General features: G+C 73.6%; 18 protein-coding genes and 1 pseudogene. 5 read left to right on the top strand and 14 right to left on the bottom strand.

The window, feature by feature from the left end; translation table 11 throughout:
- Nucleotides 1-238 precede the first annotated feature (238 nt).
- From efeO to AB0E96_RS26860, 3 genes are all read right to left on the bottom strand, one after another.
- A complete protein-coding gene (gene efeO / locus AB0E96_RS26870; RefSeq protein WP_359828028.1) occupies nt 239-1,387 on the bottom strand; it encodes an iron uptake system protein EfeO in 1,149 nt (382 codons plus the stop codon).
- A gap of 129 nt (nt 1,388-1,516) precedes the next feature.
- Nucleotides 1,517-2,341 carry an ATP-binding cassette domain-containing protein gene (locus tag AB0E96_RS26865; protein ID WP_359828026.1) on the bottom strand — a complete coding sequence of 275 codons (825 nt, stop codon included), beginning with the start codon at nt 2,339-2,341 and terminating at the stop codon, nt 1,517-1,519.
- A 162-nt stretch (nt 2,342-2,503) separates the two neighbouring features.
- On the bottom strand, nt 2,504-2,962 hold the full coding sequence (locus tag AB0E96_RS26860) for a GNAT family N-acetyltransferase (protein ID WP_359828024.1): 459 nt from the start codon (nt 2,960-2,962) through the stop codon (nt 2,504-2,506).
- A 158-nt stretch (nt 2,963-3,120) separates the two neighbouring features.
- On the opposite strand from AB0E96_RS26860, the gene AB0E96_RS26855 reads away from it, so the two are divergent.
- Entirely contained in the window at nt 3,121-4,716 is a 1,596-nt protein-coding gene (locus AB0E96_RS26855) for a M4 family metallopeptidase (protein ID WP_359828023.1), read from the top strand.
- A gap of 10 nt (nt 4,717-4,726) precedes the next feature.
- Here AB0E96_RS26855 and AB0E96_RS26850 read toward each other — a convergent pair whose 3' ends face one another.
- Both AB0E96_RS26850 and AB0E96_RS26845 read right to left on the bottom strand, forming a co-directional pair.
- Entirely contained in the window at nt 4,727-5,767 is a 1,041-nt protein-coding gene (locus AB0E96_RS26850; RefSeq protein ID WP_359828022.1) for a hypothetical protein, read from the bottom strand.
- Between the two features lie 102 nt (nt 5,768-5,869).
- Nucleotides 5,870-6,289 carry a hypothetical protein gene (locus AB0E96_RS26845; protein WP_359828020.1) on the bottom strand — a complete coding sequence of 140 codons (420 nt, stop codon included), beginning with the start codon at nt 6,287-6,289 and terminating at the stop codon, nt 5,870-5,872.
- 113 nt (nt 6,290-6,402) lie between these two features.
- Here AB0E96_RS26845 and AB0E96_RS26840 point away from each other — a divergent pair, with 113 nt between their 5' ends.
- From AB0E96_RS26840 to AB0E96_RS26830, 3 genes are all read left to right on the top strand, one after another.
- On the top strand, nt 6,403-7,356 hold the full coding sequence (locus AB0E96_RS26840) for an aldo/keto reductase (protein ID WP_359828018.1): 954 nt from the start codon (nt 6,403-6,405) through the stop codon (nt 7,354-7,356).
- Nucleotides 7,357-7,434: 78 nt separating this feature from the next.
- Nucleotides 7,435-8,064, top strand: coding sequence for a histidine phosphatase family protein (locus tag AB0E96_RS26835; RefSeq protein ID WP_359828017.1), 630 nt, complete (start codon nt 7,435-7,437; stop codon nt 8,062-8,064).
- A gap of 63 nt (nt 8,065-8,127) precedes the next feature.
- On the top strand, nt 8,128-8,385 hold the full coding sequence (locus AB0E96_RS26830; RefSeq protein ID WP_359828015.1) for a hypothetical protein: 258 nt from the start codon (nt 8,128-8,130) through the stop codon (nt 8,383-8,385).
- Nucleotides 8,386-8,442: 57 nt separating this feature from the next.
- Here AB0E96_RS26830 and pqqE read toward each other — a convergent pair whose 3' ends face one another.
- From pqqE to AB0E96_RS26785, 9 genes are all read right to left on the bottom strand, one after another.
- Nucleotides 8,443-9,510, bottom strand: coding sequence for a pyrroloquinoline quinone biosynthesis protein PqqE (gene pqqE / locus AB0E96_RS26825; RefSeq protein WP_359828014.1), 1,068 nt, complete (start codon nt 9,508-9,510; stop codon nt 8,443-8,445).
- Complete coding sequence (pqqD, locus tag AB0E96_RS26820; RefSeq protein WP_359828013.1) at nt 9,498-9,737, bottom strand: pyrroloquinoline quinone biosynthesis peptide chaperone PqqD; 240 nt, start codon at nt 9,735-9,737, stop codon at nt 9,498-9,500. The genes pqqE and pqqD overlap by 13 nt, the downstream gene beginning before the upstream one ends.
- Nucleotides 9,734-10,408: a pyrroloquinoline-quinone synthase PqqC gene (gene pqqC, locus AB0E96_RS26815; RefSeq protein WP_359828012.1), complete on the bottom strand. Its 675-nt coding sequence runs from the start codon at nt 10,406-10,408 to the stop codon at nt 9,734-9,736. The genes pqqD and pqqC overlap by 4 nt, the downstream gene beginning before the upstream one ends.
- The gene (locus AB0E96_RS26810) at nt 10,402-11,214 is read right to left on the bottom strand and encodes an MBL fold metallo-hydrolase (RefSeq protein WP_359828010.1); all 813 of its coding nucleotides are present in this window, start codon (nt 11,212-11,214) and stop codon (nt 10,402-10,404) included. The genes pqqC and AB0E96_RS26810 overlap by 7 nt, the downstream gene beginning before the upstream one ends.
- 57 nt (nt 11,215-11,271) lie before the next feature.
- Entirely contained in the window at nt 11,272-11,433 is a 162-nt protein-coding gene (locus AB0E96_RS26805; protein ID WP_359828008.1) for a pyrroloquinoline quinone precursor peptide PqqA, read from the bottom strand.
- Nucleotides 11,434-11,459: 26 nt separating this feature from the next.
- Nucleotides 11,460-12,917 carry a glucose/sorbosone family PQQ-dependent dehydrogenase gene (locus AB0E96_RS26800; RefSeq protein ID WP_359828006.1) on the bottom strand — a complete coding sequence of 486 codons (1,458 nt, stop codon included), beginning with the start codon at nt 12,915-12,917 and terminating at the stop codon, nt 11,460-11,462.
- Nucleotides 12,918-13,546: 629 nt separating this feature from the next.
- The gene (locus AB0E96_RS26795; RefSeq protein WP_359828004.1) at nt 13,547-14,161 is read right to left on the bottom strand and encodes a class I SAM-dependent methyltransferase; all 615 of its coding nucleotides are present in this window, start codon (nt 14,159-14,161) and stop codon (nt 13,547-13,549) included.
- Complete coding sequence (locus AB0E96_RS26790) at nt 14,158-14,667, bottom strand: hypothetical protein (RefSeq protein WP_359828002.1); 510 nt, start codon at nt 14,665-14,667, stop codon at nt 14,158-14,160. Before AB0E96_RS26790 ends, AB0E96_RS26795 begins: the two co-directional genes overlap by 4 nt.
- 69 nt (nt 14,668-14,736) lie before the next feature.
- Nucleotides 14,737-14,967 carry a hypothetical protein gene (locus AB0E96_RS26785; RefSeq protein ID WP_359828000.1) on the bottom strand — a complete coding sequence of 77 codons (231 nt, stop codon included), beginning with the start codon at nt 14,965-14,967 and terminating at the stop codon, nt 14,737-14,739.
- A gap of 126 nt (nt 14,968-15,093) precedes the next feature.
- Here AB0E96_RS26785 and AB0E96_RS26780 point away from each other — a divergent pair.
- Nucleotides 15,094-15,474 (top strand): annotated as a pseudogene (locus AB0E96_RS26780) (hypothetical protein); the annotation flags it as partial.

Here is a 15,474-nt window from a genome sequence, read left to right as displayed (position 1 = left end):
GCGCCGAGCGCGACGCCCGCGCCGGCCCAGCCGATGACGGCGCGGCGGCTGACCGCGCCCTTGGTCGCGGCGGCGCCGGCGGCGGCCGGCGTCCCGTTCTGCTGCTCGTTCTCCGCGTCCATCGGCGGGCGGGCCCTTCTCTTTTCCACTGGGTTCTGCGCTGACCCACGGCGGCCGTGGGGCCCGGATCACGGGCCGCCACGGCGTCGGTGGGGGTACTGCGGTGCGGGTGGGCCGGTTACTTGACGACCACGGCGGCGGCCAGCTTCGACAGCGGCTCGCCCAGCGAGTTGACCGCGTCGGAGAAGGTCTTGCGCTCGGCCTCGGTGACCTTGTCGTAGGAGGTGAAGGTGCCGTCGGCCTGCTTGTACTTGGCCAACAGGGCGTTGATCTCGGTGAACTCGGAGTCCAGCGTCTTCGCCAGCTCCGGGTCCTTCTCGGAGGCGACCGGCTTCAGCAGCTCGTAGGCCTTCTGCGCGCCCTCGACGTTGGCCTGGAAGTCGGCCAGGTCGGTGTGGCTGTAGCGGTCCTCCTCACCGGTGATCTTGTTGGTGGCGACCTCGTCCAGCAGCTCCTTGGCGCCGTTGGCCATGCTGGTCGCGGTGATCTCGGCCTCGGGGATCTTCTTCTGCCAGTCCTTGAGGTCGGCCACCAGCCGGTCGGCGAGCGTCTTCTCGTCGTCGCCGATCTTCGCGTCGGCCCAGAGCGACTTCTCCAGCTTGTGCCAGCCGGTCCACTCCTGGCCCTGCTCCAGCTTGTCCTCGCGGGTGTCGGTCTTCGGGTCGACGTCGCCGAAGCTCTCGGCGACCGGCTCGGTGCGCTCCCAGCCGGTGCGCGAGGGCGCGTACAGCGACTTGGCCTTCTCCAGGTCGCCGGACTTGATCGCGGCGGCGAAGGCCTCGACCGCCGGGATGGTCGCGTCGGCCTGCTCCTGGGCGTACGTGCGGTAGGCGGCGACGGCGGCGGCCAGGCGCGGGTCGGTCGGCGCGGCGCTGCCGCCCTCGCCGGTGACGGTGATCTTCTGGCGGATGCCGTTGCCGACCATGCCGGGCTTGCAGGCGATCTCGTACGAGCCCGCCTTGATCTCGGCGTTGATGCTGGCCTTGGTGCCGGGGCCGATGTTCTCGCGCTCGGTGACGATCTTGTCGCCGTCGCCGTAGACGTAGACCTCGGTGGTCTTGGAGCCCTTGTTGCTGATGTCCAGCACGACGTGGCCGGCCGGGAAGGTGGTCTTGGAGACCTCGCAGGCGCTGTCGCTCGCGTTCACCTTGACCGCGTCGGAGGCGGCCGCCTTGTCGTCCTTCTTGGACGCGCAGCCGGCCAGGGTTGCGGTCGCCACGGCGAGGGTGAGCAGCGCGGCTGCGGTGGAACGGCGACGGGCGGACATGCGGGCTCCAACGGAAAGGGGCATGGGTGTGCCAAGGAAGCGCGGCCCGCCGGGGACCAGCAGACCATCATTAGCTAAGGCATACCTTACGTAAACATGTGTTGACGTCTACACCCACCCCCCGAACCGTTACCTCCCCGGTGTCCGGCGGGCCGCGGCCCGGGCCGTCCAGCGCCCCTCGTGACGGCTGATCCGGATCGGGTGGCCGAACGTCGCGCTGATCAGCTCCGTCGTCATCACCTCGTCCACCGGCCCGGCCGCCACGCACTCGCCACCGCGCAGCAGCAGGGCGTGGGTGGTGCTCTCCGGCAGCTCCTCCAGATGGTGGGTGACCAGCACGCTGGCCAGCTCCGGGTGCTGGTGGCGCAGCAGGTCCAGGCTGTCCAGCAGCAGCTCGCGGGCGGTCAGGTCGAGCCCGGTGGCGGGCTCGTCGAGCAGCAGCAGCCGGGGGCTGGGCATCAGCGCGCGGGCGATCAGGGCCCGGCCGCGCTCGCCCTGGGACAGCGTGGTCCAGGCGGCCCCGGCCATCGCACGCATGCCCAGCGTGTCGATCAGCCGCTCGGCCCGCTCCAGCGCCTCCGGGGCCGGCTTGCGGTGGAACTCCGGCTCGATCGTGTTGGTGTGCCCCGTGAGCACCACCTCGCGCACGCTCAGCGGGGAGCGCAGCGGATGGCGCGGGTTGACGTGCCCGAGGTGGGCGCGCAGCTCGCGGATGTCGACCCGGCCGAGCCGGCGGCCGAGCACGTCCACCTCGCCCCGGGTCGGGTGGGAGACCGCGCCGAGCAGGGCGAGCAGGGTGGACTTGCCCGCCCCGTTGGGGCCGAGCAGCGCCCAGTGCTCGCCGGGCCGGATCTCCAGGGTGATCCCGCGCAGCAGGTGCCGGCCGTCGCGCACGACGTCCACGTCCCGGGTGCGCAGCAGCGGACCGTCGAAGTCGGGGGCGGATGAGTTCATGGGACTCCGATCGCGGCGCCGGGCAGGGTGCGGGCGGGGCGCCGCACCGGACGGGCCGGCGCCGTCCGTCCGCGTGCAGAGTACAACCGTCGACCGGGGGCGGGGCCGGGCGTCCGAGGGGTGGACGCCCCAGCGACCGGCCGGACGGGGCGAGTTGGGGCCTCAGAGGGCCAACAGGCCGGCGTCGGTGGGGCGCAGGCCGCAGGCGTCGCGGTAGAAGGGGCGCAGGTGCGGCTCGAAGTCGACGTGCAGCCAGGCGCAGCCGGCCGCGCGGGCGCCGTCGGCGGCCTCGCCGACCAGCCGGGTGGCGATGCCCTGCCGCCGGGCGTCCCGGGCCACCACGGTGTCCAGCAGGAAGGCGTGGGCGCCGCCGTCCCAGGCGAGGTTGACGAAGCCGACCAGGGCGCCGCCGGCCGGACGGCGGGCGGTGACCCAGCCGAGGCTGTGGCGTTCCAGCCGGGCGAGCCGACCGCCGGACTCCGCCGGGGTGTCGGTGGCGGGGTGGCCGGTGAGGTCGGCGGGGGCGCCTGCGAGGCCGGCGGGGGCGCCGAAGCCCTCGGTGTGCAGGGCGTCGAGTTCGGGGTCGGTCAGCGGGCCGCGCCACAGGTAGTCGATCGTCACGACGGCACTGTAGAGCCCTTGTTAACTTTCGATCATTTTTTATCGACCAAGGACACGACTTGGCAAAGTTATGACCTTTCCCCTAGCTGAATCTGACTGACCCCCGTCAATCTCGGTCGCAGCTCCTTTCCCTGCACAGCGACCCCACTGGAGTCAGAGTGACCCCCACGCCCTCCTCCCGCCGTGCCCGCGTGGCCGGAGCCGTCGCGGTCGTCGCCGCCCTCGCCGGCGCCACCGTCCCGGCCGCCACGGCGTCCGCCGCCACCGGCTCGCGCGACGCCGCGATATCCCAGGCCCGCGCCAACGTCGCCCGCAACGCCGGGGTGTTCGGCTTCGGCGCCGGCCAGGACCTCGTCCTCAAGGACGTCGTGCTGGACGCCGACGGCGCCTCGCACGTCCGCTTCGACCGCACCTTCCAGGGCCTGCCGGTGGTCGGCGGCGACCTCGTCGTCCACCAGGACGCCAAGGGCAGGCTCAAGGACTCCTCCCGCGCGGCCGCCCACGACGCCACCGTGAAGTCGACCGTCCCCAAGGTGAGCGGGCAGTCCGGAGCGGCCGGCGCCCTGGCCGCCGCCCCCGGCGTCAAGGACGCCGTCAGCAGCCCCGAGCTGGTCGTCTGGGCCGCCGACGGCACGCCCCGGCTGGCCTGGCGCACTACCGTGGAGGGCACCGGCGAGCACGGCGAGCCGGCCGGCAAGGTCGTCGTCACCGACGCCACCACCGGCGAGCAGATCGAGTCCTACGACGCCGAGCACCAGGCGGCCGGCACCGGCAACTCCGAGTACACCGGCCGGATCACCATCGACACCACCGCCAGGACCGGCGGCGGCTACACCCTGACCGACCCGGTCCGCGGCCACGTCACCAAGGACGCCAACAACCTCTCGGCGAGCTCGCTCAAGGCATCCTCCGGCACCGCGTTCTCCAGCGCCACCAACGTCTGGGGCGACGGGAAGAAGTTCTCCACCGACCGCTCCACCGCCGCCGTCGACGCCCACGCCAACACCGCCTGGACGTACGACTACTACAAGAACGTCCACGGCCGCAACGGCATCAAGAACGACGGCAAGGGCGCCACCGTCTTCGTCCACGTCGGCACCAAGTGGGACAACGCCCAGTGGTCCGACTCCTGCTTCTGCATGATGACCGGCGACGGCGACGGCACCACCGACCCGGAGCAGGTCGACCTCGACACCATGGGCCACGAGATGACCCACGGCGTCACCAGCGCCACCGCCAACCTGCGCTACAGCGGCGAGTCCGGCGGCCTCAACGAGTCCACCAGCGACATCTTCGGCACCATGGTCGAGTTCTACGCCAACAACAGCGTCGACACCGGCGACTACCTGTTCAGCGACCAGTCCACCCCGCCGTGGCTGCGCCGCTTCGACAAGCCCTCGCTGGACGGCAGCTCGGCCGACTGCTGGAGCAGCGGCGTCGGCAAGCTCGACGTGCACTACTCCTCGGGCGTCGGCAACCACTGGTTCTACCTGGCCAGCGAGGGCAGCGGCAGCAAGACCGTCAACGGCGTCACCTACAACAGCCCGACCTGCAACAGCTCCACGGTGGCGGGCATCGGCCGCGACAAGGTCGCCAAGATCTGGTACCGGGCGCTGACCGTCTACATGACCTCCACCACCAACTACAAGGGCGCCCGCGCCGCCTCCCTGAACGCGGCCCGCGACCTGTACGGCGCCGGCAGCACCGAGTACAACGCGGTCGCGGCGTCCTGGAGCGGCGTCAACGTCAACTGACGTCCACCCGTCAGTGGTCGAACCCCACGTGGCAGTGGTCGTGGTGGGTGTCGTCGGTGAAGAACCGGTTGCCGACGCCCGGGATCGCCACCGGACCCCCCACGTTGTACGAACCGGCGGCGGCCGCGTCCCGCATGAAGGACTCGACCAGCTGCCGGGACGTACCCGGGTCGACCACCGCCAGGCCGTCGATCCGCCAGACGTCGAAGGCCCGGCCCAGCGGGTGGTCGCTGGGCCGGGTCGTCCCGAAGACGTCCAGCGGGTGGCCGGTCCGCACCACGCTCACCGAGAGCGTGTACGGGCCGGCCAGTCGCAGCATCGCCTCCAGCACGCTGTCGTGGACGGTGCCGCCACGAAGGTCGGCGGCGGCCTCGGGCGGCAGCTCGATCCGCGGCTCGGCCAGCACCCGGGCCACCGCGGCCGGCGGGGCCTCGGCCGCCGGGCCCGCGACGCCCGGACGCAGCTCGGTGACGTTCCAGCGCGGCTCGGCCCCGGTGAGCCGGACGTCCACCGTGGTGCCGCCCTCGACCACCGAGCCGTCCGGCCCCCGGGTCCACTGGCGGCAGACCACCAGCACGCTCGCCGAGTCGTCGAGGATGCCCCCGTACTGGGCGACGATCACCTCCAGGCTCGCCTCGGCCGACGCCGGGGCCAGCGGGCCCGCTCGGTCGGCCAGCGCGGGCGGCAGGCCGAGCGCCGCCACCCGGGTACGGGCCGCCTCCACGCCCTGCCCGCCGGGCGGCCACGCGCCGAGCGCGGCGACCAGCTCGACGGCGCGGAGCTTGACGTCGGGCCGGATCTCACCGGGGCCGGGCTGCCAGAGGGGCGGCCGGGGCAGCGGGGTCGCCGTGGGAGCCGCTGTCGGTGTCCGCGTCGGTTCCGGTGCGGGCGTCGGTGTCGCTGTTCCGCCGGGAGTGACGGACGGGCCGGTGGCCGCCGCCCTCGGCCCGCCCCCGCCGGTGCACCCCGCCGCACCCAGTGCCAGCGCCGCCGCACCCGCCCGCAGCACCTCGCGCCGGCCCGGGGCCCGGCCGCCGTCTCCACCTGTCATGCCGTCAGTATGCGGCTCCGGAGCGCCCGGGCGCCGGAGGTCTCCCCGGGGCCGGTCGGCGCCGTGCGCCGCTGCGGACGGCCCGGACCGGCTTCCGGTGGTTCAGTGCCCGGCGGGAGCGGGCGGCCGCGGCGGCTCCGGGGGCCGCAGGCCGTACCCCTCTTCGGTCCGCACGATCCAGGAGGGCTCGCCGAGCTTGATCCTCAGCACCGCCATCAGGTACCTCAACTCATGGGGATTGAACGGCGCGTTGTAGATCTCCCACATGATCGAGGACGACTCGTGCACGCCCTCGCCCAGCTCGACCAGGCCCCGCAGCAGCCGGACGTCGGAGCGGGTGAGCTGCGCCTCGCGGCCGTCCAGGGTGACGACCCGGGTGTCCAGGTCGATGACGAGGCGTCCGTCGAAGGCGGTCACCGAGCCCTGCGGTTCCGGGACCAGCCCGAAGTGCTCGCGGAGCCACTGCGCCGCGGCCCGGTCGTCCCCCGGCCCGGCGCCCGCCGCGCCGCTCTCCTTCTCCACGCCGGGCAGCCTAACCGGCGGTCCCGAGGCCGGCCACCGTACCCCCGCCCCGCGCATTCAGATATGTTCGAATCATTGGCGGTCAGGCCGGTGCAGTGACGATCATGACCAGCATGACTTCGAACACCGCGGAGAACACTCCCCCACACACCCCCACCCTCACCCACACCACCGTGACCGCCGCCGCCTCCGGCACCTGGACGCTCGGCGACCGCACCGTGCACCGGATCGGCTTCGGCACGATGCGCCTGCCCCAGACCGGCCCGGCACTCGTCCCGGACGCCGTCCCGCGCGACCGCGAACAGGCCCTGCGGGTGCTGCGCCGCGCGGTCGAACTCGGCGTCAACCACATCGACACCGCGGCGTTCTACTTCTCCCCGCTGCGCTCCGCCAACGAGCTGATCAACCGGGCGCTCGCGCCGTACGCCGACGACCTGGTGATCGCCACCAAGGTCGGCCCGGGCCGCGGCCCCGACGGCGAGTGGGTCGAGCACGCCCGCACGCCCGAGCGGCTGCGCGCCCAGGTCGAGCAGAACCTGCGCCAGCTCGGCCGCGACCACCTCGACCTGGTGAACCTGCGCGTCCTCGGCACCGACTCGGTCGCCGAACGCTTCGGCGCGCTGGCCGAGTTGCGCCGGGCCGGGCTGATCCGGCAGCTGGGCCTGTCCAACGTCCACCCGCACCAGCTCGCCGAGGCGCAGACCACCGCACCGGTGGTCTGCGTCCAGAACCCGTACGGCATCGGCGCCACCCCGGCGCAGGACGAGCTGCTGCGGATCTGCGGGGAGCAGGGCATCGCCTTCGTCCCCTTCTACGCCATCGCCGGAGCCGGACGGCAGGACGGCGCCGGCGGGGCCGAGCCCGCCCAGGTCCGATCGGTGGCCCGGGCCCGCGGGGTGAGCACCGCCCAGGTGCGGCTGGCCTGGACGCTGCAGCGCGGCCCGCACGTGCTGGCCATCCCGGGCACCGGCGACGTGGCGCACCTGGAGGACAACATCGCCGCCGGGGCGCTACGGCTGTCGGCACAGGAGCTGGCGCTGCTGGACGAGGCCCACGCGGCGGGCTGAGCCCCCGGAACCGGACGCGGCCCGCGGGGTGTCACTCCGGGACGAGTGATCCTCCCTCGTCGCAAGGAGCCCCGGAGCATGACCGAACGCGCCACCCGCTACCTGTACCTGGCCCGCCACGGTGAGGCCGCCTCCGAGGGCGACGGCAGCGGACTCACCGAGACCGGGCGCCGGCAGGCCGTCCTGCTGGGCCGCCGCCTGGCCGGCCGCCCGGTCTCGGCCCTGCACCACGGCCCGCTGCCCCGGGCCGCCGAGACCGCGCGGCTGGTCGCGGAGCAGCTGGCCGGGGTCCGTCCGGAATGCCGCGAGGAGGCCGGGGACTTCGTGCCGTACGTGCCCGCGCCCGCCGAACTCCCCGAGGACAGCGCCCGGTTCCTGCTGGACCACCTCTCCGGCACCACGGCGGAGGAACGGCAGACCGGGGCCGCGCTGGCGCGGCGGGCCGTCGAGCGGTTCACCGGGCCGGTGCCGGGCGGCGAGGTGCGGCACGAACTGGTGGTCACCCACGCCTTCCTGGTCGGCTGGCTGGTCCGGCACGCCCTGGACGCCCCGGCCTGGCGCTGGCTCGGCGTCAACGCCGCCAACGCGGCGCTGACCGTCCTGCGCTACACGCCCGGCCGCCCGCCCGCCGTCCTCCTGCTGAACGACCAGGGACATCTTCCGGAGGAGCTGCACTGGACCGGCCACCCGCCCCAACTCCGCTTCTGACAAGGGCGCGAGAGCCCGTCGGAGTACACCAGCGGCTGCCCGATCGCCACCGTCGCCCTGGAGGTGGCCGGCACCGACGAGGCCCTGCGGACGCTCTGCGCCGAGCTGTACGCGGGCCGGCAGCAGGTCCTGGCCGGCCGGCTGGAGGGCGAGGGCCTCGACCCGGGGCGGGCCGGGACCGCCGCCGGGCAGGTGCTCGCCCTGCTGGAGGGCGCCGTGCTGCTCGCCTCCGTCCGGCGCGGCCGCGAGCCGCTGGACCACGCCCGGCACGCCGTCCGGCACCTGCTCGGCGCCGCACAGGACCACGCGGGCACCGCCTGAACACCGGCCGGGCGACGGGCAGGCCGGCCCCGGGACGCCGGCCCGCGGAGCGGAGCCTCAGCGGCCGGCCGGATCCCGGTAGACGAGTTCCCCGCCCTGCCGGGCGGCGAGCTCCGCGATCAGGCCGTGGTCAGGGGACAGCGCGCACGCGGGATCGGTCCGCCCCGGGTCGCCGGTGAGTGCGAAGGCCTGGCAGCGGCAGCCGCCGAAGTCGACCTCCCGGAGGGCGCAGGAGGCGCAGGGCTCGGGCAGCCGGTCGGTGCCGCGGTAGGCCCGGAAGGCCGACGACTCGGACCAGATCCAGGCGAGGCCGTGGTCGCGGACGTTCGGCAGGTCCAGTGGGAGGTCGTAGGCGGCGGGGCAGGGCAGGACCCGTCCGTCGGGGGCGACGGTCAGGGAGACCGCGCCCCAGCCGCCCATGCAGGGTTTGGCGACGCCGTCGAAGTAGTCGGGGACGACCCAGACGAGTTCGACGCCGGTCCGCCGCCGTCGGCGCTCGACCGCCTCCCGGGCCCGGGTGAGCTGGTCCCGGGTGGGCATGAGGGCGGCCCGGTTGGCCAGCCCCCACCCGTAGAACTGCGTGTTGGCGAGTTCGATGCGCACCGCGCCCCAGGCGATGCCGAGGTCCACGATCGCGTCGATGTCGTCAAGGTTCAGGCGGTGCAGGACGACGTTGAGACCCAGTGGCAGTCCGGCCTCGCGGACCAGCGCGGCGGCCCGCTCCTTCGCCGCGAACGACCGCCGCCCGGCGATCAGCTCGGAGGAGGCGGCGTCGGCGCCCTGGACGGAGAGCTGGACACTGGGCAGCCCGGCCGCGGTCAGAGCGGCCAGCCGCTCCCGGGTCAGGCCGAGTCCGCTGGTGACGAGCTGGGCGTAGATCCCGGCGCGGGCGGCCCCCGCGACGATCTCGGTCAGGTCGCGCCGCAACAGCGGTTCCCCTCCCGACAGGTGGACGTGCGCGACCCCGAGCTCACCGGCCTGCGTCAGCACGTCCAGCCATTGACTGGTCGTCAGTTCCGCTTGACGGGCGGTGAGTTCGAGCGGATTGGAGCAGTAAGGGCAGCGCAGGGGGCAGCCGTGGGTGAGTTCGGCCAGCATGGCCCAGGGCGGGTTCACCGCAGCCATCCCCGCTCCTTCAGGTCGTCGAGGAAGTCCACGACGTCGTCGGCCCCCTCGGCCGGGAACTCGGTGGTGATCTCCGGTACGGTCCGGGTGCCGTCGCACAGTCCGACGATCGCGGCCGCCTCCGCGCTGAGGACGACGATGCGCTCCGGGACGACCAGCAGCGTGCTGTGCCGCACCGGGCAGTGGCGCAGCCGCGCGTACCCGCTCAGGGCCGGTCGCCAGGTCACGCCGGGGCCCGTTCGACGGCGTCGAGGAGGGTCCACAGCAGCTCGCACTTGTAGGAGAGCGCCGCGATGGCGGCCTCCTGCTCGGCACGGGTGCGCGCCCAGGACAGCACGAGGGACAGCGCCTCGTCGCTGTCGCGGCGGCCCTGGCCGACGCGGGTCCTGAAGTAGGCGAGGCCCACGGGCTCGATCCAGGTGTAGTGGCGCTCGAAGGCGGCGATCCGGGCGGCCATCAGGTCCGGCGCGAACAGTTCGGTCAGCGAGGCGGCCACGGCCTCCAGGGGCGTGCCGTGGCGGCAGAGGTTGACGTAGCCGTCGACGGCGAGCCGTACTCCGGGCAGCACCCCGCGGCCCGAGAGCAGGTCGGCGCGGTCGAGCCCGGCCGCCTCGCCGAGCCGCAGCCAGCGCTCGATGCCGCCCTCGTCGCCGTCGCCGCCGTCGTGGTCGGTGATCCGGCGGATCCACAGCCGGCGCAGGGCGGGGTCCTCCAGCTTGGCGAGGATCAGCGCGTCCTTGACCGGGATGTGCCGCTGGTAGTGGAAGCGGTTGAGGATCCAGGTGCGCAGCTCCTCCGGCAGCAGGAGCCCCTGGTGCATCCTCAGGTTGAAGGGGTGCCGGTGGTGGTAGCGGCGCTCGGGCACGGCCCTGAGCTCGCTCTCGAAGGTCGTCACCATGTGAGGACCGCTCCTTCCGCGGCCACCCCGAGGCCCCGGTCCGCCAGCTCCGCGTGGAGGGGGGAGTCCGGGTCGACGAGCGGGTTGGTGTTGTTCAGATGGGTGTAGAGGCACCGGGCGGACAGGGCGGCGAGCCGGTCGCGGGTGGCGAGCACGGGCAGGTGGCCCATCCCCGTGGCGGACTTCGTGGAGAACCCGGCGGTGCGGGGCTCCTCGTTGTCCCAGAAGGTGCCGTCGACCAGAATCAGGTCGGCGTCCTCGCCGAACCCGTCGGTCCAGACGCCGGTCGACGGCGCGTAGAGCAGTCCGCCCACCCGCAGGGCGCTCACCCAGTCCCCGTCGCAGGCGTCCCGGGCGTAGCGGGGGCGCTTGCCGGAGAGCGGTTCGAGCTCGACGCCGTCGAAGTCCCGCCAGCGCAGGCGGGTGTAGGGCGCGAGGACCTCGCCGAGGCCGAGCCCCTTGTGCACGGCGTCCCGTACCGCGTCGGTCGCCATGACCTCCAGTTCGTCGGCCTCGCGCAGCCGCGCCAGGCCGAGCGTGTGGTCGAGTTCGGCGTCCGTGAGGATCACGCCGGACAGCCGGGTGCGCCGGCCGTCGGGGCGCAGCCAGGGGCAGCGTTCGATCTGTTCGGCGATGTCCGGCGTGGCGTTCACGAGGTACACCCGGCCGGGCTCGGTCTCCACGGCGACGGACGCGTGCAGCCGTCGGCGCGACGGAACCGCGCGTGCCCCGGCACAGCCGGGGCACGCACAGTTCCACTGCGGGACGCCGCCGCCGGCTGCCGTACCGAGTACGTGCAGTCGCACAGCGCTTCCTCCCTCTTCGAGTGGTGGTCCTACCGGTGCGGTGCGGTCCGGGGGCCGCTACCGCTTGGCGAGGTAGTACGCCGAGACCTCCAGTGACGCCTCCACCACCTGGTAGCCGGGCTTGCGCCAACGGGCGGCTTCCGGCGGGGTGTTCGGCCGGTCGGTGGTGCGCTCCCGGGACTGCCGGGCGCGCCTGGGCTGTTCGTCGTGACGGGTCATGACTGTCTCACCTCCGTGTCGGGGCTTCACTGCGTCTTGTTCCGGTCGTAGGGGACGGCGAGGATCGCCCCCGGGTTCGCCAGGTGGGTGGTCGGGGTACCGCCGTCGCCGCGGACCATGTGCTGGCCTTCGCTGTCGGTGGCGATGTACAGCGTCTTGCCGTCCGGGCTGAGGGCGACGTCGCGGTAGCGGTTGACGGTCCGGTAGAGCTCCTCGTACTTCTTGCCGTCCTTGGAGAGCCGGAAGACGGTGCCGTTCTTCAGCGAGGTGACGAGGACGTCGTCCCCGTACACCTTGAGGCTGCCGGGCGCCATGGTCGGCCAGCACATGTAGGCGGACGCCGCGTCGGGGCAGACCGGCGTGGTGCCGAAGTCGTGTCCGCTCTCGACGGTCGTCCCGTACGTGCTGAGCGGGGAGACCATGTCCTTGGTGAAGTCCGACTCCTTCGTCGTCGGTACCTCGGCCGGCGGCGTGTTCGGGTCCGGGTTGTAGGTGAGCTTCTCGCAACCGCCCTTGGCCTGCGACCAGTCGGAGTAGACGTACGCCTTGTCGTCCTTCCACCCGGCGACGTTGGGCCAGCCGTAGTTGCCGCCCTTCGTGATGTGGTTGAACTCGTCGTCGGTGAGCGGGCCGTTCTCGGCCGTGTAGAGGTCCTTGCCGCCGAAGTCCATGCCGTCCGGGTTGCGCATGCCGTAGGCGTAGATGTGGCTGCGGGCTCCGTTCAGCTCGGGGTTGTCGTCGGGGACGGAGCCGTCCGGGTTGATGCGGAGCACCTTGCCCTGGTACAGCGACCAGTCCGACGCGGCGACCTGGGCGGCGGTCGGCAGGTCCTGCGCGTGGTTCGGCAGACAGTAGTCGGCCATGTAGTTGTGGCCCTGGTCGCCGATCGAGTAGTAGAGCTTGCCGTCCTGCCCGTACCGGATCCGGGCCGACTGGTGCTGGTTGTGCCCCGGCAGCCCCGTCAGGACGGGCTGCTCGTCGGAGAGGAGGCCGTCCTTCGCGGTGTAGCGGACGATCTTCGTGGCCGAGTCGTTGCCGTTCTTGTAGGTGTAGGCGAGGTAGACGTAGTCGCTGCCCTTGTCCTTGCCGAAGTCCGGGTGCAGCGCGAAGCCCAGCACCCCGTCCTGCCCGTCCTGACTGTGGAAGGCCTTTCCCGTGAGGTCGAGGGCGGTGCTCTTGGCGCCGCTCTGCGGGTCGACCCGGGTGATCTTGAGTCCGGACTTCTCGCTGACCCAGAGCCGGCCGTCGGGGGCGTAGGCGAGCTCGAACGGGTCTCCCAGCCCGTCCGCCACCACCTTCACCTGCGTCTGCGGCGCCTGGGCGGTCTGGGACTGGGGAGCTTGGGACTGCACGGGCTCGGCGGTGACGACGGCGGGCTTCTGCGCGGCGGTGCCGCCGCCGGACGCCGCTCCCCCGTTGTCGGAGCACGACGTGATCAGCGCGGCGGCGGGGATCAGAGCCAGTGCGACCGGGAGCTTTCTCATGATGCCTCCCACTCGTCGTGGCGACGAGTGTCTGGTTTCCGTTGACCGGATTCGGCGATTCCGTACGGGGCCTGCCACGCGTGGTGCGGGCGCCCGGCGATCGGTCCATCGCCTGTGGCGGGGGGATCACCGTCGGCGGCGTACGGCCGCCCGGTGTCCCGATCCTCACCGTAGGTCGGGTCCCCCGGATCCGCACCCCTCGTTGACCCGGTCGCGTGGCCGGGGCGGCGGGGTCCTCGCCGACGGGGCCGGAGGTCGAGCCGGGCCGACGCCCGACCGTGGAGGTGCGGGCCCTGCCGGAGGGGGTCGGCGGTGTGCGCGACGGCATCCGCAAGGAGCAGGACGGCCGGGCGGTGCCGGCATGGCGGGTGACGTGAGTGCCCGTCAGTTCCACTCGTCGGGAGGCCGGATGACCTTCGGCTCCACGGGGCACCGCGGCCGGTCCGACGCCAGGCCGGTACGGCGCGGGACCGGCCGGAGACCATCCCCCGCGGCCTCCGACCGGTGCCCCCGGCACCGCCATCGTGCCGACGGCCCCGGGGCGGTGTCTCCGCCCTTCGGCCTCGCCCGAATCACGGACGATCGGGGCTTCCTCCCCACACGGCGCGAATGCCGCTTGCCGCGAGCGGCTACGCGTCCGCCCCCGGGCGTTCGAAGAGCAGCGCCGTCCAGTGCACCCCGTCCCTGCCGTGCAGGTCGGGGCGGGCGGCGCGGTGGAGGAGGCGCAGGCCGCAGGCGGTGGCGAGGGTGACGGTGGGCTCGGCCGGGAGGTCGAACATCCGGCGGCCGGGCGGGACGGGGCCGTGGCGGAGGGTGAGGGCGAGGCGGCCGGCGGGGGCGAGGAGGCGGCTGAGGGCGGCCATCGCGGGCGGGCGCTCGGCGGGGGCGAGGTGCATCCAGACGGCGGTGAGCAGCACGAGGTCGTAGCGTTCGCCCTCGGCGGCGAGCAGCGGCAGGCCGGGCAGCGCGTCGGCGACCCACCGCACGTCGGAGCCGGCGTGCAACCGCTCGCCGACGGCGCGGAGTTCGGGGGTCGGCTCGACCGCGACCACGGGGTGGCCGAGGGCGGCGAGGGCGGCCGCGTCGCGGCCGGTGCCGGCGCCGATGTCGAGGACGGACGCGGGCGGGGCGGGGTACAGGTGGCGCAGCTCGCGGTGCACCTCGGCGAAGCTCACGCTCTCGTACTGGACCGCGAGTTGCGGTGCCTCCTCGCCGTAGCCCTCGGTTCCGGCCGACCCGGTCACGTCGCCTCCCGGACGACCACCGCGTCCCCGGCAGCGGCCGCGCCGGCGAAGAAGTCCCGCAGTTCGCGCAGGTCGTGGACGACGAGTGCCGCCAGGGTCTCGGACCAGGGCGTCGGGTATCCGAGCTCCGCGACCGTCCGGGCGAGCACGCCGTCCTGTTCGCGGACGAGTTCGCCGAGCGCCGAGCCGCGCAGGAAGGCGGAGGCCGCCACGACCTGCTCGGGGCGCAGCACCGGCATGGAGTCGCCGGGCAGCGCGCCGTCGGGCCGGTGGTGCCCGCCACCGTAGACGGGCAGTCGGGCGGCCGGGTCGGGGTGCAGGCCGTTCTCGGTGAGCGCGAGTTCCATCAGGACGGCGGTCTGCCGCGCGCCGAGGGCGAGGCCCGCGGCGGCCAGCCGGTCGTACCGGAGGTCGCGGTCGCGGGGCACCAGTTCGCCGAGTTCCTCCGGCGAGCAGGTGTCCACGGCCCGGCCCGGCAGTCGACGCCAGAAGTGATCCGTACTCACCCGCTCAGCGTAACGAACTCGGTGGCCGGCGCTGCCGCGGCCCACCGGTTCCGGCCGCACCGGGCGGGTTCAGGCCTCGCCGGGGTGCCAGGCGGGCCATTCCCAGGGGCGGTCGGCCCAGTGGACCCGCTGGGCGTCGTGCGGGTCGAGGTCGGGGAAGAGCTGGTGGACGCGCGGCTCGAACTCCTCGGGTGCGAGCGGCTCCCAGCCGTGTCCCTCGAAGTGGACGAGGCGGTAGCGGCTGTCGGTCCGGAACGCGGCCACCTCGACCATGGCCGAGGACGTGCTGTTGGTCTCCATGCCCCCCAGCATGTGGCGCGGTGGCAATCAACGCCCGTCCAGACCCCTCTTCCGGGTCATGTCCCGGCGTCGGCGCGCTCGTTGAGCACGGCAAGGTTCTAGGGGGGCCGCTGGAAGGACGAGCACATGACTGGGCAGCCCACCGGAGGGCAGTGGCAGTGGCCGCAGAACGCTTGGCAGCCGCCGCCGGTGCCGACGGATCCGATCCCGCCGAATCCGGTACCGACGAGTCCGGTGCCGCCGTGGTCCACGGCCCCGCCGCCGAGGCGTCTGTCGCGCAAGGCCTGGACGGCCGCGATGGTCGGGACGGGTGCCGTGCTGGCGTCCGTCCTGGTGATGTGCGGGCCGGGGGCGGGCGACGAGGTCAGCGTGGCGGCACTGCCGGATGCGTCGCCGTCCGCCTCGGATCAGCCGACGGCGCAGCTGCTGCCGGTCTCCCCCTCGCCCGCCACGCCCGCGCCGTCCCCGCTGCCGCCGCCCACCCCGGGGCCGGCGGTCCCGGTGGGC

The sequence above is a fragment of the Kitasatospora sp. NPDC036755 genome (assembly GCF_040636595.1).
Classification (GTDB): Bacteria; Actinomycetota; Actinomycetes; order Streptomycetales; family Streptomycetaceae; genus Kitasatospora.
This window is presented reverse-complemented; position numbering and strand designations above follow the sequence as displayed.